This window comes from Echinicola sp. 20G, from assembly GCF_015533855.1.
In the GTDB taxonomy this organism is placed as follows: Bacteria; Bacteroidota; Bacteroidia; order Cytophagales; family Cyclobacteriaceae; genus Echinicola.
This window is the reverse complement of sequence record NZ_AP024154.1, coordinates 493,098-508,473: the sequence shown is the minus strand read 5'-3', so window position 1 is coordinate 508,473 and position 15,376 is coordinate 493,098. Positions and strand designations below refer to the sequence as shown.

At 41.2% G+C, this 15,376-nt stretch carries 13 protein-coding genes; 7 read left to right on the top strand and 6 right to left on the bottom strand.

The annotated features are described in order from the left end of the window. Positions 1-2: 2 nt before the first annotated feature. The 3 genes from JL001_RS02365 to JL001_RS02355 form a co-directional block, all read right to left on the bottom strand. Positions 3-755 (bottom strand): hypothetical protein, encoded by a 753-nt coding sequence (locus tag JL001_RS02365; protein WP_200974519.1) that lies wholly within the window; start codon positions 753-755, stop codon positions 3-5. A 192-nt stretch (positions 756-947) separates the two neighbouring features. After that, positions 948-1,661: an SH3 domain-containing protein gene (locus JL001_RS02360; RefSeq protein WP_200974518.1), complete on the bottom strand. Its 714-nt coding sequence runs from the start codon at positions 1,659-1,661 to the stop codon at positions 948-950. 186 nt (positions 1,662-1,847) lie between these two features. Continuing rightward, on the bottom strand, positions 1,848-2,864 hold the full coding sequence (locus tag JL001_RS02355; protein WP_200974517.1) for a LacI family DNA-binding transcriptional regulator: 1,017 nt from the start codon (positions 2,862-2,864) through the stop codon (positions 1,848-1,850). Positions 2,865-3,015: 151 nt separating this feature from the next. Between JL001_RS02355 and JL001_RS02350 the strand changes: the two genes are divergently transcribed. The 4 genes from JL001_RS02350 to JL001_RS02335 all read left to right on the top strand — a co-directional run bounded on the left by JL001_RS02350 (position 3,016) and on the right by JL001_RS02335 (position 7,577). Then, entirely contained in the window at positions 3,016-4,050 is a 1,035-nt protein-coding gene (locus tag JL001_RS02350) for an aldo/keto reductase (protein WP_200974516.1), read from the top strand. Between the two features lie 38 nt (positions 4,051-4,088). Next, positions 4,089-5,378, top strand: coding sequence for an L-fucose:H+ symporter permease (gene fucP, locus JL001_RS02345; protein WP_200974515.1), 1,290 nt, complete (start codon positions 4,089-4,091; stop codon positions 5,376-5,378). Between the two features lie 96 nt (positions 5,379-5,474). Next, positions 5,475-6,485 carry a zinc-binding alcohol dehydrogenase family protein gene (locus tag JL001_RS02340; protein ID WP_200974514.1) on the top strand — a complete coding sequence of 337 codons (1,011 nt, stop codon included), beginning with the start codon at positions 5,475-5,477 and terminating at the stop codon, positions 6,483-6,485. 90 nt (positions 6,486-6,575) lie between these two features. Continuing rightward, positions 6,576-7,577 (top strand): exo-alpha-sialidase, encoded by a 1,002-nt coding sequence (locus tag JL001_RS02335; RefSeq protein WP_236252684.1) that lies wholly within the window; start codon positions 6,576-6,578, stop codon positions 7,575-7,577. Positions 7,578-7,595: 18 nt separating this feature from the next. Here JL001_RS02335 and JL001_RS02330 read toward each other — a convergent pair whose 3' ends face one another. Beyond that, a complete protein-coding gene (locus tag JL001_RS02330) occupies positions 7,596-8,186 on the bottom strand; it encodes a response regulator transcription factor (protein ID WP_200974512.1) in 591 nt (196 codons plus the stop codon). Positions 8,187-8,190: 4 nt separating this feature from the next. After that, entirely contained in the window at positions 8,191-11,358 is a 3,168-nt protein-coding gene (locus JL001_RS02325) for a two-component regulator propeller domain-containing protein (protein ID WP_200974511.1), read from the bottom strand. 242 nt (positions 11,359-11,600) lie between these two features. On the opposite strand from JL001_RS02325, the gene JL001_RS02320 reads away from it, so the two are divergent. The 3 genes from JL001_RS02320 (at position 11,601) to JL001_RS02310 (ending at position 14,068) form a co-directional block, all read left to right on the top strand. Next, positions 11,601-12,305, top strand: coding sequence for an L-ribulose-5-phosphate 4-epimerase (locus JL001_RS02320; protein WP_200974510.1), 705 nt, complete (start codon positions 11,601-11,603; stop codon positions 12,303-12,305). A gap of 22 nt (positions 12,306-12,327) precedes the next feature. After that, on the top strand, positions 12,328-13,494 hold the full coding sequence (locus JL001_RS02315) for an aldose epimerase family protein (protein ID WP_200974509.1): 1,167 nt from the start codon (positions 12,328-12,330) through the stop codon (positions 13,492-13,494). Positions 13,495-13,609: 115 nt separating this feature from the next. Beyond that, positions 13,610-14,068 (top strand): NUDIX domain-containing protein, encoded by a 459-nt coding sequence (locus tag JL001_RS02310; RefSeq protein ID WP_200974508.1) that lies wholly within the window; start codon positions 13,610-13,612, stop codon positions 14,066-14,068. Between the two features lie 40 nt (positions 14,069-14,108). On the opposite strand, the gene JL001_RS02305 is transcribed toward JL001_RS02310, so the two are convergent. Then, complete coding sequence (locus JL001_RS02305; RefSeq protein WP_200974507.1) at positions 14,109-15,092, bottom strand: glycoside hydrolase family 43 protein; 984 nt, start codon at positions 15,090-15,092, stop codon at positions 14,109-14,111. Between the last annotated feature and the right edge of the window lie 284 nt (positions 15,093-15,376).

The following is a 15,376-nucleotide window of genomic DNA, read 5'->3' as shown; positions in this document are numbered from 1 at the left end:
GTCTAGTTGGTGGTTGGAGAAATAGTATTGATGGACTCAATTTCATCGATGCTTTTTTTGAGCAAGGCCTCAATGATCTTTTGTTTCATTTCTATGGACTTGGCTTCGTCAGAAATAGAGTCCGTTAGGTTTATGGCCAACATGGTATTTTGGTTGATGATCAATTGCTGGTAGAAATAGTTCAGCTGGGTCAGGCTCTTTTTGTACATCAAAAAATAAGCACCTCCAATAAACTGGATCAAGACACCTGAGATAGAGCTGATGGCGGTAAGGGTTACATTTTTAGAATCAACATAGAAATACAAGATACCAATGATCAAGACGCCCAAACCTGTAACGATGGCTATCAAACTGAAAGTAAAGCTCCTTCTGGCCTGACTGGTGTTGATGGTATAATATTCCTGAAGTCTGTTTAAACTTAACCTGATGGAGTCAATGACATTGATTTGGCTTTTATCTTTGATTTCTCCTTTGATTTCCTGCCGCTCTTCATGGATGCTTTTAAGCTCCAGGTTATCCTTTTTGCCAGCCTTGGCCAAGTACAAATAGAAGAAAATACCCGGTACCAAAAAGACAATAAAGCCAATGATCTTAAAGAGTAAGTTCATGTTTTGGCTTTCTATGGCATCAATCACATATTTGGATAACAGCCATGCCCCAACGATCAAAGCCACCAGCAATGCAAAGCCAATGGCCATGTTGATCAATTTTTGCTGATCATACCTCTTATTCGAATTTGTACCTGGATGATCCATGGTTTTATGTTTTGATTAAAAAAACAGGCTTTAATTTATCAGATGACTGACCAATTGAATACAGCAGACTTCCTGGGAAGTAACAAACAAGCGGAAAAATAATAGTTTGGCAAAAGACGCAATGTCCTTTGATTCAATATACAAAAAATATGCTGAACCAATGTTAGGGTTTTACGGGGCGGTGGTATTAGATCATGAACATAGAATTTGCTGAATGTCAATCACTCCATTTTTTTGCAGCACAATTTTTACTTCATTGGCTGATCCTGGCTGGTTAAAAACAAACTCTGACTCCGATCTGCGTATCAATTTGGGGAAGAGGACTTTTCCAGTTTCTTCATTATAATTCAGGAACATGTTTCTCATTTGATGAAACACCTCATGAAAGGACAAAGTAGAGAAAGAATAGATAAGTGAATAGCAGCCATCATAATTGGAAACAGTGTATGTACAATGCTCAAATTGCGTCACTTCACTTTCAATTTGATATTGCTTTCCGTAGAGATTGACTTGGTTGATCTCATTGTAAGTATTGATGATTTGGCCAAGCAAATCAATATTGAGCAGCTCATCGCTTGCCGGTTTAACGATGGGAGAAATGTTGCTCACATCACCGCTGAAGAGATACCCTTTGTGGCCATTCTTTGATTTCACCTCTAACCAAACCCCGTTGATTTTCAGCATGGCAAAGTACCTGGAGTCAGCGGACTTGAGGGTGTTTTGGATGATTTCCAATTGATCACCTACATGAAGTGATGCAATGGTTTTGGCATTTTGGTTAGGTCGATTTTTTAGTTCTGTACCTTGATAATTAATGACGAATACGCTTGATCCTGGCTTGAAGTCCACTGCCAGGGCATAAGAGAAGCATAGTAAAAATCCGATCAGAGAAAGTAATTTTTTCATGGTTGTACCATTTTGTGGATGAAAATTCAATTAGTACAAGAATGAAAGCATAGGTTAAAAGGTGAATTAATTTACATAAAATTCCTCATATTTAATAAGGTTTTGTTTGTTGATATTCAGCTGCTTGTGTTCAGTTCAGTTTCGACTATTAATAATTATATTACGGAAGATTATTCCCGGTTTATTTTAATACCGCGTAGAGGATTCCCGGACATGAAGTTCCGTGTTGAGGATGATTTTTTTCTGGATTGATCTCCCTTCTTGAATTTGTTCTAAGATTAACTTGGCTGCATTGCGGCCGATATCATGGGTAGGGTGAGCCACAGAAGTCAGGTTAGGTTCAACTACGGTTGCATGAAACTCATCAGAAAAGCCAGCTAAAAGAATATCTTTTGGAATTTTCAAATTGCGGTTTTTGATTTCCTTCATGGTCGCGAAAATGACTGTGTCGTTGACTCCTAAAATCGCATCAGGTCTACTAGGCAGGGACAAGAGCTTACGGATGGCTTTGGCTGCACCTTCTGGAGAGAGATCAGTATGGATAAGGTGCTTTTTATCAAGTTGTAAACCTACTTGTTCAAGCCCTTTCATATATCCCTCAGCTCTTTCCTGCACAATGTTCAAATGCTTTGGACCGGTGATATGGGCGATTTTCCTAGCACCGTTTTGGTAGAAGTGGGTAGTGATATCCATGGCCATGGATACATTGTCCACCACCACTGTAGATACCTTTTTCTCCAAACAAACCCTGTCGAAAAACACCAAAGGAACATCATGATCCAAAACCTTCTCAAAGTGAGCCGTATCATTACTGTCCTGGGCCAGACAAACAATTAAGCCATCTATTCTAAGGTTTAAAAGATTGTGAACACATTCTATTTCCTTTTCCATGGATTCTTTGGAGGAAGAAATGATAATGTAGTATCCGGCCTGCTGCAATTCGTCTTCTATCCCTGAAATGATTGAGGAAAAGAAATAGGTTACCAAATCAGGAACGATTACACCGATGACCCGAGTTTGCTGTCTCAATAGCCCCATGGCCAAAGGGTTGGGGATGTAGTTCCATTTTTGGGCCAATGCCTTGATTTTTTTTGTCAAGGTTTTGTCAATATCCGGATGGTCTTTGAGTGCCCTGGACACTGTAGAAATACTGACTTTGAGTTCAGCAGCAATATCCTTTAAAGTGACCCTTTTCTTTTTCATCTTTCAAATAAATTCAAAATTATTTTCACCTGCAAAGCTTTGCACAAACCTTTGCAGGTGATGCAAGCCTTTTGGAAAGGATTAGAAGTGTTTTTTTGACGGAAATATTATTTATCTTGGATTCCTTTTCCCAGGATAACGAGTAAAAAGAATGACATTAAAACCATTAGGTAATACCGGGATAAAAGTCCCTGCAATAGTTTTCGGCACCAGTGCATTAGGCAATTTGTTTACAGCGCTGGCACCTGAAGTAAAACAAGAAATTGTAAAAGAAAGCATCCGCTACACGCAGCCCCAAACATTTTTTGATTCCGCAGGAAAATATGGTGCCGGTCTGGCATTAGAATCCTTGGGAGCAGCCTTGAATGCCCTTGAAGTCCCCAAAGACCAGGTTGTGGTGAGCAATAAATTAGGCTGGGTCAGAGCGCCATTGGTCGGTGATGAACCCCAGTTTGAGAAAGGAATTTGGAGAGACCTGAAGCATGATGCGGTGCAAAAAATCAGCTATGAGGGTATTTTAGAGTGCTTCGAAGAGGGGAATGAACTTTTGCAAGGTTATTCCACCCAATTGGCCTCTGTCCATGATCCAGATGAATACTTGGCCAAAGCTAACAACAAAGAGGAAGAAGAAGCGCTCTTTGAAGATATTCTGGAAGCCTACAGGGCTTTGGAAGATTTGAAGAAAAAAGGCTTGGTCAAAGGGATCGGTGTAGGTGCAAAAGACTGGAAGGTGATTCCAAGAATCTATCAGCACATCAAGCTGGATTGGGTGATGTTTGCCAATAGCATGACCATTATCTCTCATCCACAAGACCTTTTGGCCTTTATGCAGCAGCTTTCAAATGATGGTGTTGGAATTCTTAATTCCGCAGTCTTCCAATCCGGATTCTTGGTTGGGGGAGACTACTATGACTATCAGTTAATCAAGCCGGATAGCCCTGAAAATATAGCCAAGTTTGAATGGAGAGATAAGTTTTTTGCGGCCTGCAAGGAACTTGGAGTTACTCCAGCGCATGCCTGCGTACAATTTGGGCTTTCTGCTCCTGGAGTTACAAGTGTGGCGCTAAGCACCACTGAACCTGAAAAGGTGAAGAGAAATGTGGATTCAACCATAAATAAGCTTCCGGATGAATTTTGGGCGGAGCTAAAAAATAGAGGTTTGTTGCACGATTACAGTCCAGTTTAAGTTAAAATTATCAATCTACCCATTTATAAAATTATACGATGAATAACCAATCAAAAACGGCCTTGGTATCAAAAGCGACACTTTGGCCATTTATATTGCTGACCAGTCTCTTCTTGCTTTGGGGCTTGGCCAATAACATGACAGACACGCTATTGGCAGCTTTTAAGAAAATTCTCAGCATGACAGACACCCAGACTTCCTGGATTCAAATGGCCTTTTATGGGGCCTATTTCTGTCTGGCTTTACCAGCTGCCATTTACATCAAAAAATATACTTATAAGTCTGGTGTCCTTTTGGGCCTAGGTCTTTTTGCTGTTGGAGGATTGTTGTTTTATCCGGCTAGCATCTTGATGTCTTATGGTTTCTTCCTTTTTGCCCTTTATGTGCTGGCAGGTGGTTTGTCCATATTGGAGACATCAGCCAATCCTTATATCATGGTGATGGGGCCAGAGTCTTCTGCTACCAGAAGGCTAAATTTGGCACAGTCTTTTAACCCAGTAGGGTCAATCATAGGAGTTTTACTCAGCAAGCTTTTTATCCTGTCGCAACTTAATGTAGCGGAGGCGGATGAAAGAAGTAAAATGACCGCCGATCAACTTCAGCAAGTGCGTCAGGCTGAACTGGATGCGGTTATGAGTACCTATGTGGGAGTGGCTCTTTTTTTAGTATTGGTTTGGGTGCTGATCAAATTCACTAAAATGCCAACTGCCTCAGAGAATGAGGATCAGGATTCTTTGAAAGATAGTTTTAAGCGATTGATGGCGAACAAGAACTATGTTTTTGGTGTATTTACTCAGTTCTTCTATGTAGGGGCGCAAATCGGTGTTTGGTCTTACACGATCAGGTACATTATGCTAGAGTTGGACCTGAACGAAAGCGATGCATCAGATTATTATATGGCAGCAATCATCCTGTTTACGGTAAACCGTTTTGTGTTTACAGGGCTAATGAAATATGTGAGGCCTAGTTTGTTGATGGCGATTTCGGCATTGGTGGCCATATCGCTGACGCTAGTGGTGATCTTTGGTCATGGAATGGTTGGTGCTATTGCATTGGTGCTGATTTCTGGCTGTATGTCTTTGATGTTCCCTACCATTTATGGACTTGGAGCCGAAGGTTTGGGGAAAGATACCAAGCTAGGAGGTTCTGGCTTGATTATGGCCATTCTTGGAGGGGCCGTGTTCCCCGTTATCCAAGGTTTGGTTTCGGATAGTTTGGACAGTATCCACCTTTCCTTCTTTGTGCCGGCATGTTGTTATTTGGTAGTGGTGGCATATGGGATTTACCATTATAAACACAAGAAAGAAATAGCTTCAGGGACTTTATAGGCCTGAAGCTACAGGATAGTATTGCTTTAATTTCGCTGAACTTTACATCACGTTAAAAGATGAAGAGGTAATCGAAATAATTAAACAAGAACAGAAATGAAAGTGTTGACATGCTTAGAGCCTGGTAAATTTGAGTACGGGGAGGGAATTCGGCCTGAACTCAGCCCTGGGAAAGCCATTATTAAGATCAAAAGAATAGGGATTTGTGGTACGGATTTACATGCCTTTGAAGGCACCCAACCTTATTTTAGCTACCCAAGGGTTTTGGGACATGAGTTGGCTGGTGAGTTGGTAGCCGTTGATGGAGTGCAGGGCTTTTCTCCTGGAGATTTGGTGACCATTATTCCTTATTTTAATTGTGGGGAGTGTGTAGCCTGCAAAGCAGGAAAGCCTAACTGCTGTGCCAAGATCAGTGTTTTTGGGGTCCATGAAGATGGTGGAATGAAAGAGTATATCACTGTACCATCTACTGCATTGGTGAAGCAAGAAGGCTTAAGCTTGGATCAATTGGCTTTGGCGGAACCCTTGGCCATTGGGGCGCATGGGGTGAGAAGGGCAGGAGTCTCAAAAGGGGAATTTGTTATTGTGATGGGAGCAGGTCCAATTGGACTTGGCGTGATGGAATTTGCTAGAATTGCAGGAGGCAAAGTCATTGCAATGGACATCAATGAGGATCGATTGGCCTTTTGCAGAGAAGTTCTTGGGGTAGACCATACGGTCAATGCCAAAGGAGATTATAAGTCCGAAATTGCGAAGATTACCGGTGGAAGCTTTGCAGAGTCGGTGATTGATGCTACTGGCAGCGCTATTGCCATTCACAATGGATTTGAACTGATGGCCCATGGAGGGAGGTATGTGCTGGTGGGGCTTCAAAAAGGCCCAATAGAGTTTAGCCATCCTGAATTTCATAAAAGAGAGTCCACTTTGATGAGTAGCAGAAATGCCACTAGGGAAGACTTTGATGCGGTGCTGAAAGCCTTGAAAGACCAACAGGTGAAAGCAGCTTCTTATATTACCCATAGGGTGACATTTGATCAGGTGAAAGAAGATTTTTCCTCTTGGTTAGACCCTGCCAATAAAGTGATCAAAGCGATGGTAAGTTTGTAATTTAGAAAGCCGAATAACTGACTTTGATGGTAGTTCCTTATTTTATATTAAATTAAAAGGATGAAAAAACAGTTCATAATTGTGCTGTTGATGTTAACATCAATAGTGGGCTACAGTCAAAGTCAAGTGAAAATTATACATTCAGAGTTTATTTTTGATCAGGTACCTTTTGAGGAATGCCATGCTTCCACTTTGGTGGGACTCTCCAATGGAGAAATCATGGCTGCATGGTTTGGGGGCGAATATGAGCGTCATCCTAATGTAGCCATCTGGACAGCGAAAAGGGGAGAAGGCAAATGGACCTTTCCGGAGAAAGTAGCAGATGGAAAGGTAAATGACACCTTGAGTTATCCTACTTGGAACCCGGTTCTTTTTAAGCTTTCAACTGATGAGCTAATATTGTTTTATAAAGAAGGACCTTCTCCTCAAACTTGGTGGGGAAGGTATAAAACCAGCTCAGATCAAGGAATGACATGGTCGAAATCAGTAAAGCTACCAGATGGATTTCTGGGGCCGATCAAAAATAAACCTATTCAATTGGCTGATGGATCCATTTTGGCTCCTTCGAGTGTGGAGGATGAAAAGGGATGGAGGGCTCATGTTGAAATATCCAAGAATTTAGGGAAAAGCTGGGAGAAGGTGGATATTGACCATGGTGGAGAATATGATGTGATCCAGCCCAGTATTTTAGAACATAAAGATGGTCGTCTGCAGGTGTTGTGTAGAAGTAAACAGGATTACATCATCACAGCTTGGTCATCAGATCAGGGAGCTTCCTGGACACCACTGGAAAAAACCAAAGTCCTTAATCCCAACAGTGGTACCGACGCCGTTACCCTTTCCAATGGTAAGTTTTTACTGGTTTATAACCCAACGGTCAGCGGAGAACACTGGTCCGATGGAAGAAATGAACTTCGCTTGGCCATGTCCGATGATGGGGTGAATTGGGAAGATATTTATACTTTGGAAAAAGAAGCGGAAGGAGAATTTAGCTACCCTGCCATTATCCAAGGGGCGAATGGGAAAGTTCACATCAGTTATACATGGAAAAGAAAGCGTATCAAGTATTTGACGCTGGAATTGAAAGAGTGAATTTTTCTAATACATCAATCAACTGTAAAGTAATTTAATGACTTCCGAGGTGTTGTTGCAGCCGGTTTTTGCGAGAATATTGTTTCGGTGTTTGGCAGCAGTGGTGGGACTGATAAACAGCTGATCGGCTATTTCAGCACTGGTTTTTCCTTCTGCAATCAACAAAATAATTTCCCTTTCCCTTTGGGTAAGCTGCTGAAAGACTTCATTGTTTTCCAAATTTTGCTGGGTCTTGTTAAAATTCGCCATTGCCAAATCAATGGCAATTTGGACACTTCTTTCATTATAAGGTTTGGTAAGAAAGGATGAGGGAGAGGTCTCGATGGCACGCTGAACGGTCTTGGTATCCGAGAAGGCAGAAATGTAGATAATAGGAACTTCTTTAAATTCAAGGATAGCCTTCACTGTATCTATACCGTCCATATTCCCATTGATATTAATATCACTGATGACCAAGTCTACCTTATGGTTTCTAAAAAGCTCCAAAGCTTTGGCTCCAGTACTGGCGATACCCACATTCTCATAGCCTATGTCTTCGAGTATATAGGAAAGGTCCTTGGCGATCAAAACCTCATCTTCAATGATTAAAACTTTTCTGGTGCTTGTCATCTAATTATGCCTTTTTGAATATAATATGAATTTGAGTGTCATCACCTTCTGCGATGTCTAGTTTTCCATTAAGCTGTTCTACCAAAGACCGGATCATGCTCAGTCCGAAAGATTCAGATTGTAGGATAATGGGTTCTGTTAGTCCTTCTCCATTATCGGAAAAGGTAAAATGAACGATTTCTTCGCCTTTGATTTTTAGGCGCAGGTAAATGAGTATTTCTTCTTTTTGGACGTGCTTGAAGGAGTTGGTAATTAACTCGTTTAGGATCAAACCTAGCGGAATAGCTTTGTCCAGCCCCAGTGAAAAGTCATCTCCCTCAAAGTCATAACTGAAAGATTTGAACTGACTTTTGAAAGCAGCTTCGATCTGGTCAAACAAATCCTTGATGTAGTTTTTACAGTTTACCTGCGAGTCAACATCCGTAACGTACAGTTTTTGGTGAAGCAAGGAGAGCGCTTGCATTCTCATACGTCCATCGATCAGGGCAACTTTTGCATTTTTGTCTTTGACACTCCGGCTTTGAAGGTTCAGTATGCTTGAAACGAGTTGTAGGTTGTTTTTTACCCGGTGATTTAACTCTCTCAAGAGACTTTCAATCCTTATGTTTTTATCTTGTAGCACCGCATGTTGCGCTTCAATTTGCTCTTTTTGAAGCTTGATTTCTGAGGTTCGCTGGGCGACTTGGTTTTCAAGTCTTTCTTTGTGTTTTGAGATGCGTTGGTATTGATACAAAACTCCTGCTAATAAAAGAATAGTGAAGCAGGTTTTGAACCACCAAGTATCATACCAAGGGGGTAAAATAGTGAGTCCCAAAGAGGCTCTTTGTTCCGACCAAATCCCATCATTATTGCAGGCCATCACTTGGAAAGTATAGTCACCTGATGGTAAGTTGGTATAGGTGGTAGAGCGACTTTCGGTGACAGGGCGCCAGGACTCATCATAGCCTCGGAGTCTGTATCGGAACTTGTTTTTGTGTCCATTAATATGGTTGATGGCCGTAAAATGGAAGGAAATTACCGACTGTTTGTGATCCAGCGTGATTTCATCGGTATAAGAAACTGCTTGTGATAAAACTCCGGTGGAATCACTTGAAGAGAGTGGACTGTTGAACAAGTCAATACCTGTAATTTGCACCTTGTTTTCTTGAGTGTTTTCAGGAATTTTTAATGGGTCAAAATATTCCAGGCCACTGGAAGAACCAAAGAAAATATTTCCCTCAGTATCCTTATAAGCAGCTCTAAAAATGAAATAGTTGTCCATCAGACCATCTTCTCTGTTATAATTCCTGAAGTTTCCATTTTGATTGAGCATGGAAATTCCCTCAGCTGTGGCTATCCAAAGGTTCCCCGACTTGTCCTCAACAGTGGAGCTGATGACATTGGAGGGAAGCCCGTCTTTAAGGTAGTAATTGCTAAAGGTGCTGTCCCGCAAATCCAATTTGCTAAGACCCAGCTCAGTACTTATCCAAAGGTTACCCTTGTGATCTTCGGAAATATGGTTGATTTTATTACTGCTCAAACTGTTGAAATTACCCTCCTCATGGATAAATTTGGTAAAGGTCTTTTTATCCTCATTTAGCAGGTTGAGTCCTCCACGACTACCTACCCAAATTCTTTGCTTACTGTCCTCGAAAATATAGGAGACAAATTCATCATGGTTACCATCATTGACCAAATTTTCACGAATGGGAAATGGGTCTGCAGTTTTGGTTTCTGGGTTCCAGATAAACAGCCCTTTTTCGGAATTCCCAATCCACACACGCTGTTGGCTATCGCACAGAATAGGAAGGTTGAATTCTGGCAAGAACCCTTCTTCAGCTGTTGCATGTGAGAGAGGTTTGAGTTGTTTGGTCAGGTGATTCCATTCATATATGAAATGCCCCCAAGTAGAAACCCAGTAGGTGTTCTCTGAAATACGGGTGATCATGGCCAGCCTGTTGACACTGTTTTGATCTCCTGTTGGAATGGTATATTGTGTTGTTTTTCCAGAATCAAAGTTCTTAACGAATAAACCAGAATAGGTCGTAAAAATATATTCATCCTCATCATGCCTGATCATACTGCTAACTCTGGAAAAGTACTTGTCCGTAGTTTCTTTAACCAATTTCTCGGAATTGAACTTATGGTAATGGGGATGGTACTGAAAAATCCCTTCATTATAAACTGCAACCCAAATACTGCCATCCCTTCCTGGGGCTACCTTGTAAATATTATCTCCCTGTAGTTTGTTTGGATTGGTTCGTTCAGATACAATGCGTTCCGCTTTTCCTGATTTTAGGTCTAGTACATTTAGGCCACTGAGGGTGCCTACGAAAAGTTTGTCTGGGTGATCAGTGTGGTTACTAATGGAAAAAATCACATCATGGCTAATGGTCTCTGGGTTGGAACTGGATTTATAGTGTGTTATTTTTCCGCTTTGTAAGTTTAATTTATCAAGGCCATCACCAGTGCCTAACCATAGGGTTCCTTGCGGATATTCATGTAGGTCGTAAAGGTAAAAGTGGCTTAAGCTATTAGGGTTGCTTTCTTCATGGATTACACTTGAAAACTCCATGGACTTCAAGTCCAGTATATTCAGTCCCTCTCCTGTAGCAATGAAGAGTCTCTTTTTGTCCTTAGAAAGTTTGATTTGTCGTACTGTGGTGCTCAGAAGTCCATCTTTTACACCATATCTTGTGAATCTATGGGTGGTAGTGTCAAACATGGAAAGACCATTATCCGTGCCCAACCAAATATTTCCCTGAGGATCTTCTGCAATTCCCCGGACCTGATCATCACTAATACTTGTAGAGTCCTGTTCGTCAAAGGAAAAGTTTGTGAAATTATCCAATTTGGGATTGTATCTACTGACTCCACCGCCATAGGTTCCTGCCCAGATGTTTTGTTGACTGTCTTCAAAAAGCACCCATATGAAATCATAGCCCAGAGAGCTGCTATCCTCCACATCATGGCTATAAGCACGAAAGGAATTACCATCAAATTTCCAGAGACCATTTTCTCCTGCTATCCAGACATAACCAGATGAGCTATGGAGGATGTCATACGGGAAAGGTTGTTTGATACCTTGATCAACACCATATTTTCTGAATACAGGAAAAGTTTCCTGTGCCTGTACACCAGTATAAAAGAGAATAAGGCTAAAAAAGATACCAAATCTTAAAGTTATAAGCATGTGTAAAATTTGTCATTGGCGGCAATAAAATCAATACCTAAATTAATGTATTTATACCTGCAAATTAAATGATGATAACGGTTTTAATCACATCAAAATAAAAAGATGCTCATTTTGTTTATCTTTCATGCAAGCATCTTTGAAATTAATAAGTGTAATAAATACAAATATTATTTTTAAATTGAGCATCTGTTTGACCTGTTGGTTCACAGCAGGATTAACCCATAAAAACCAATTAACCAATGAGTAAATTTATTGAGCTAAAGAGAGAATGTTACGAAGCCAATATGCAGCTGCCCAAGCTGGATTTGGTGGTATATACTTTTGGAAATGTTAGTGCAGTGGACAGAAATGAAGGTGTTTTTGCTATCAAGCCAAGTGGAGTGCCTTATGAGAAATTGAAAGCTGAAGATATCGTTATTTGTGATTTTGATGCTAAGATAGTGGAGGGAGCATTGAGGCCTTCTTCCGATACGAAAACGCACGCTTACTTGTACAAGGAATGGGAGCACATTGGTGGGATAGTGCATACGCATTCACTCTACGGGGTGTCTTGGGCGCAAGCGCAAATGGATGTTCCGATTTTTGGTACCACCCATGCGGATCACCTGACCAAGGACATTCCATGTGCCCCTCCCATGGCTGATGAGCTGATTGCTGGAGATTATGAGCACATGACCGGAAAGCAGATTTTGGACTGTTTTGCGGAGAAAGGACTGGACTATCAGGAAGTGGAAATGATCTTGGTAGGAAACCATGGGCCTTTCACTTGGGGCAAAAATGCTGACAAGGCAGTTTATAATAGCAAAGTCTTGGAGGAAGTTGCAAAAATGGCTTATCTTACCCTTCAAATTAACCCTAATGCACCTCGTTTGAAGGATGCTTTGATCAAAAAGCACTATGAACGGAAGCATGGAAAAGACGCCTATTACGGGCAGGGTTGTTAATTATCAATAACTTATAAACTCTATGAACCTATTAAAGTCAAACTTACTTGGCGTGATGGTGCTTGCAGGAGCACTTTCTTTTTACGCCTGTTCCCCAAAATCATCTGAAAATGAAGAGTCTACCTCGGAAGAAGAAGTGGTAGACCAAGGCAGTGGCCTGAATGTTAGTGTTTCCAATGCCACTGTGGAAGGCAAAGAAGCACAAATCTATACCCTAAAAAATGCCAATGGAGTCGAAGTGGACATTTCCAACTATGGCGGTGTCATTCCTCGGTTGGTTGTTCCTGACAAGGATGGAAAATTGGAAAACATAGTGCTTCATTATGAGGACCTGGAAGGATATAGCAGCAGTACCAATTATTTTGGATCTACGGTAGGAAGATATGCCAATAGAATTGCTAAGGGGAAATTCTCCTTGGACGGTGAAGAATATACCTTGGCCACCAATGATGGCCCAAACCACCTTCATGGTGGTGACAAAGGCTTTAATAAGGTTTTCTGGGAAGCAAAAGTGATCAAAGATGATTCCAAGGCAGGTTTGACCTTGACCTATGTAAGTCCTGATGGTGAAGAAGGTTATCCTGGTGAATTGACTACCATGGTCACCTTTGAGTTGAACAATGACAATGAGCTGTCTGTGGATTTTGAAGCAGCTACCAGCAAAGCAACTGTCGTGAATTTGACCCACCATGGCTACTTTAACCTAAGTGGGTTGAAGGAAACAATCCTAGATCATGAGTTGACGATCTGGGCGGATCATTATACACCTGTGGATGAGACTTTGATCCCAACAGGAGAAGTGATTCCAGTGGAAGGAACTCCTTTTGATTTCACGACACCACATAAGATCGGTGAGCGCATTGACCAAGTTCCAGGTGGTTATGACCATAACTTTGTGTTGAAAAGTGAAAGCGATGGTCAAATGACCAAAATGGCGGAATTGTATCATGCTGGATCAGGAAGGGTAATGGAATTATATGCAGATTCTCCAGCAGTTCAGTTTTACAGTGGTAACTTCCTTGATGGTACCATCACCGTGGATGGGGTGACTTATGGCCAGTATTATGGACTTTGCCTGGAACCACAAACTTACCCTAATTCTCCCAATGAAGAGAGTTTCCCTTCAGCAAGATTGAATCCGGGAGAAACTTATACGCACAGAATCGAATACCACTTCGGTGTAAAATAAACCACTTTTAAAACCACCTAACCATAAGCCACAGTAGGGAGATAAACTGCTCCTTGTTGTGGTTTTCTTTTTTAGAAGCTTTAGCTTTGCGAAAGTGTATTAAAGCCGATTAAACATGGAGTCAATATATCCGGAACCGACTGTAGGAGCGGTGATTATAAACCCTAAAAATGAAATTTTACTTTGTAAATCTGTCAAATGGAACAACCAATATGTGATCCCTGGTGGGCACATTGAAAAGGGGGAAAGGATGGAAGATGCCCTCAAGCGGGAAATCAGGGAGGAAACTGGACTGGAAGTGTATGATTTGAGGTTGTTGAGTATTCAGGAAAGTGTGCTTCAAGATCATTTTAGGGATGATAGGCATTTTATTTTCATCGATTATACCTGTAGGACAGATAATTTTGAGGTGGTGCTGAATGATGAAGCGGAAGAGTTTGAATGGGTAAAACCTGAAGAAATCTTGAGTTACGATCTAGGGGGCTTTTGTCGCCGTCTTTTTGAAGAGTGGCTCAAAGAAGATAAGTCAAATTTCAAGCAAAGAGTGCTCTATGGATATATTTCAGATAAATAAGAAAGTAGCAGTACCCGTATGGATACTGCCTTAAATAGTGTTATTCAGCTGGATCGACTCCTTCTGAAGTCATAATGATTCGCTTCATGGTGCCATCAGGATTGTAGTACAAATAGTCCACACAAACTGAGCGACGGAAACTACCTCCATCCGTTGGGATACTACCGTTGTGGTAGATAAAGTAATCCTTGCCCTTGTATTCGATAATAGCCTGGTGGTTGGTGTTGCTGTTGCCGGCTACCTCGTTAAGGATGCCTTTAAACTCCCACGGGCCTGCTACACTTTTGCTCATGGCATAGGCGGTTTTTTCGGGGAATTTGTAAGCATAGGACAAATAATAATTGTTGCCTTTTTTGTGCAACCAAGGAGCCTCAGTGAAATGGGGTAGGTCGATGTATTGGATCTCACTGTCCAACTCGATCATATTGTCCTTAAGCTTGGCATAATAGCAAATGGTGTTTCCCCAAAATAAGTGGGCAGATCCATCGTCATCGATAAAGACCGTAGGATCAATGTCGTCCCAACTGATTTTGGCATCCGTGGTCATATCGTTGGTAATCAGGGCATGTCCCAGGGCATCCTTCCAAGGCCCTATTGGGCTGTCCGCTACTGCAATGCCAATCGACTTACCATGAATTTCCTTATGGGAAACCGTGACAAACCAATAAAACTTACCATCCTTTTCAATGACTTCTGATGCCCAAGCATCGTCTGCTGCCCATTCAAAGGTCTCCTTGACATTGACCGCAGCTCTTTCTTCCCAATTCACCATGTCTGTGGAAGAATAAATCAACCATTCATGCATTTCATAACGATTTTCTCTTGGAGGGGCTTGGTCATGACCGACATACAAAAAAACGGTGTCTTGGTGCACGATGGCAGCAGGGTCAGCAGTGTATTTTTCAGTAATAACGGGATTGCCTGGAAGAGGAGGATTAACTTCAAAACTGGCTTTTTGGGCCGTGGCCTGTAAGGAAAAACCAGCTGCAGCTAAGCTTGTAAGGAGAAAATGTTTAATCTTCATGATTAGGGGTTATTTGAAAATAGGGGTTTATTAATCGAATACCTTTCCAAAAATAGCACAGGAAAGGAGAAAATAAAATTTTAAGTGTAGAAATTACACTAAAGAAAAATTCAAAATGGGAATATAGTTCGAACAATTGAAGTTGTTATTCCTTTTCTATAAGAACTTGACCAGAATGTCAAGCTCACCTCAGTACTGATTCTTGTTTCTATGGCTTTAAAGTCAGATGATAATGAAAATATCTTTGAAGCAAAGTAAGAGTTGGTTTTAGATGAATAAATAGA

Coding starts and splice junctions, on each gene's coding strand:
- JL001_RS02365 (WP_200974519.1), bottom strand. CDS start 755: ATGGATCATCCAGGTACAAATTCGAATAAGAGGTATGATCAGCAAAAA.
- JL001_RS02360 (WP_200974518.1), bottom strand. CDS start 1,661: ATGAAAAAATTACTTTCTCTGATCGGATTTTTACTATGCTTCTCTTAT.
- JL001_RS02355 (WP_200974517.1), bottom strand. CDS start 2,864: ATGAAAAAGAAAAGGGTCACTTTAAAGGATATTGCTGCTGAACTCAAA.
- JL001_RS02350 (WP_200974516.1), top strand. CDS start 3,016: ATGACATTAAAACCATTAGGTAATACCGGGATAAAAGTCCCTGCAATA.
- fucP (WP_200974515.1), top strand. CDS start 4,089: ATGAATAACCAATCAAAAACGGCCTTGGTATCAAAAGCGACACTTTGG.
- JL001_RS02340 (WP_200974514.1), top strand. CDS start 5,475: ATGAAAGTGTTGACATGCTTAGAGCCTGGTAAATTTGAGTACGGGGAG.
- JL001_RS02335 (WP_236252684.1), top strand. CDS start 6,576: ATGTTAACATCAATAGTGGGCTACAGTCAAAGTCAAGTGAAAATTATA.
- JL001_RS02330 (WP_200974512.1), bottom strand. CDS start 8,186: ATGACAAGCACCAGAAAAGTTTTAATCATTGAAGATGAGGTTTTGATC.
- JL001_RS02325 (WP_200974511.1), bottom strand. CDS start 11,358: ATGCTTATAACTTTAAGATTTGGTATCTTTTTTAGCCTTATTCTCTTT.
- JL001_RS02320 (WP_200974510.1), top strand. CDS start 11,601: ATGAGTAAATTTATTGAGCTAAAGAGAGAATGTTACGAAGCCAATATG.
- JL001_RS02315 (WP_200974509.1), top strand. CDS start 12,328: ATGAACCTATTAAAGTCAAACTTACTTGGCGTGATGGTGCTTGCAGGA.
- JL001_RS02310 (WP_200974508.1), top strand. CDS start 13,610: ATGGAGTCAATATATCCGGAACCGACTGTAGGAGCGGTGATTATAAAC.
- JL001_RS02305 (WP_200974507.1), bottom strand. CDS start 15,092: ATGAAGATTAAACATTTTCTCCTTACAAGCTTAGCTGCAGCTGGTTTT.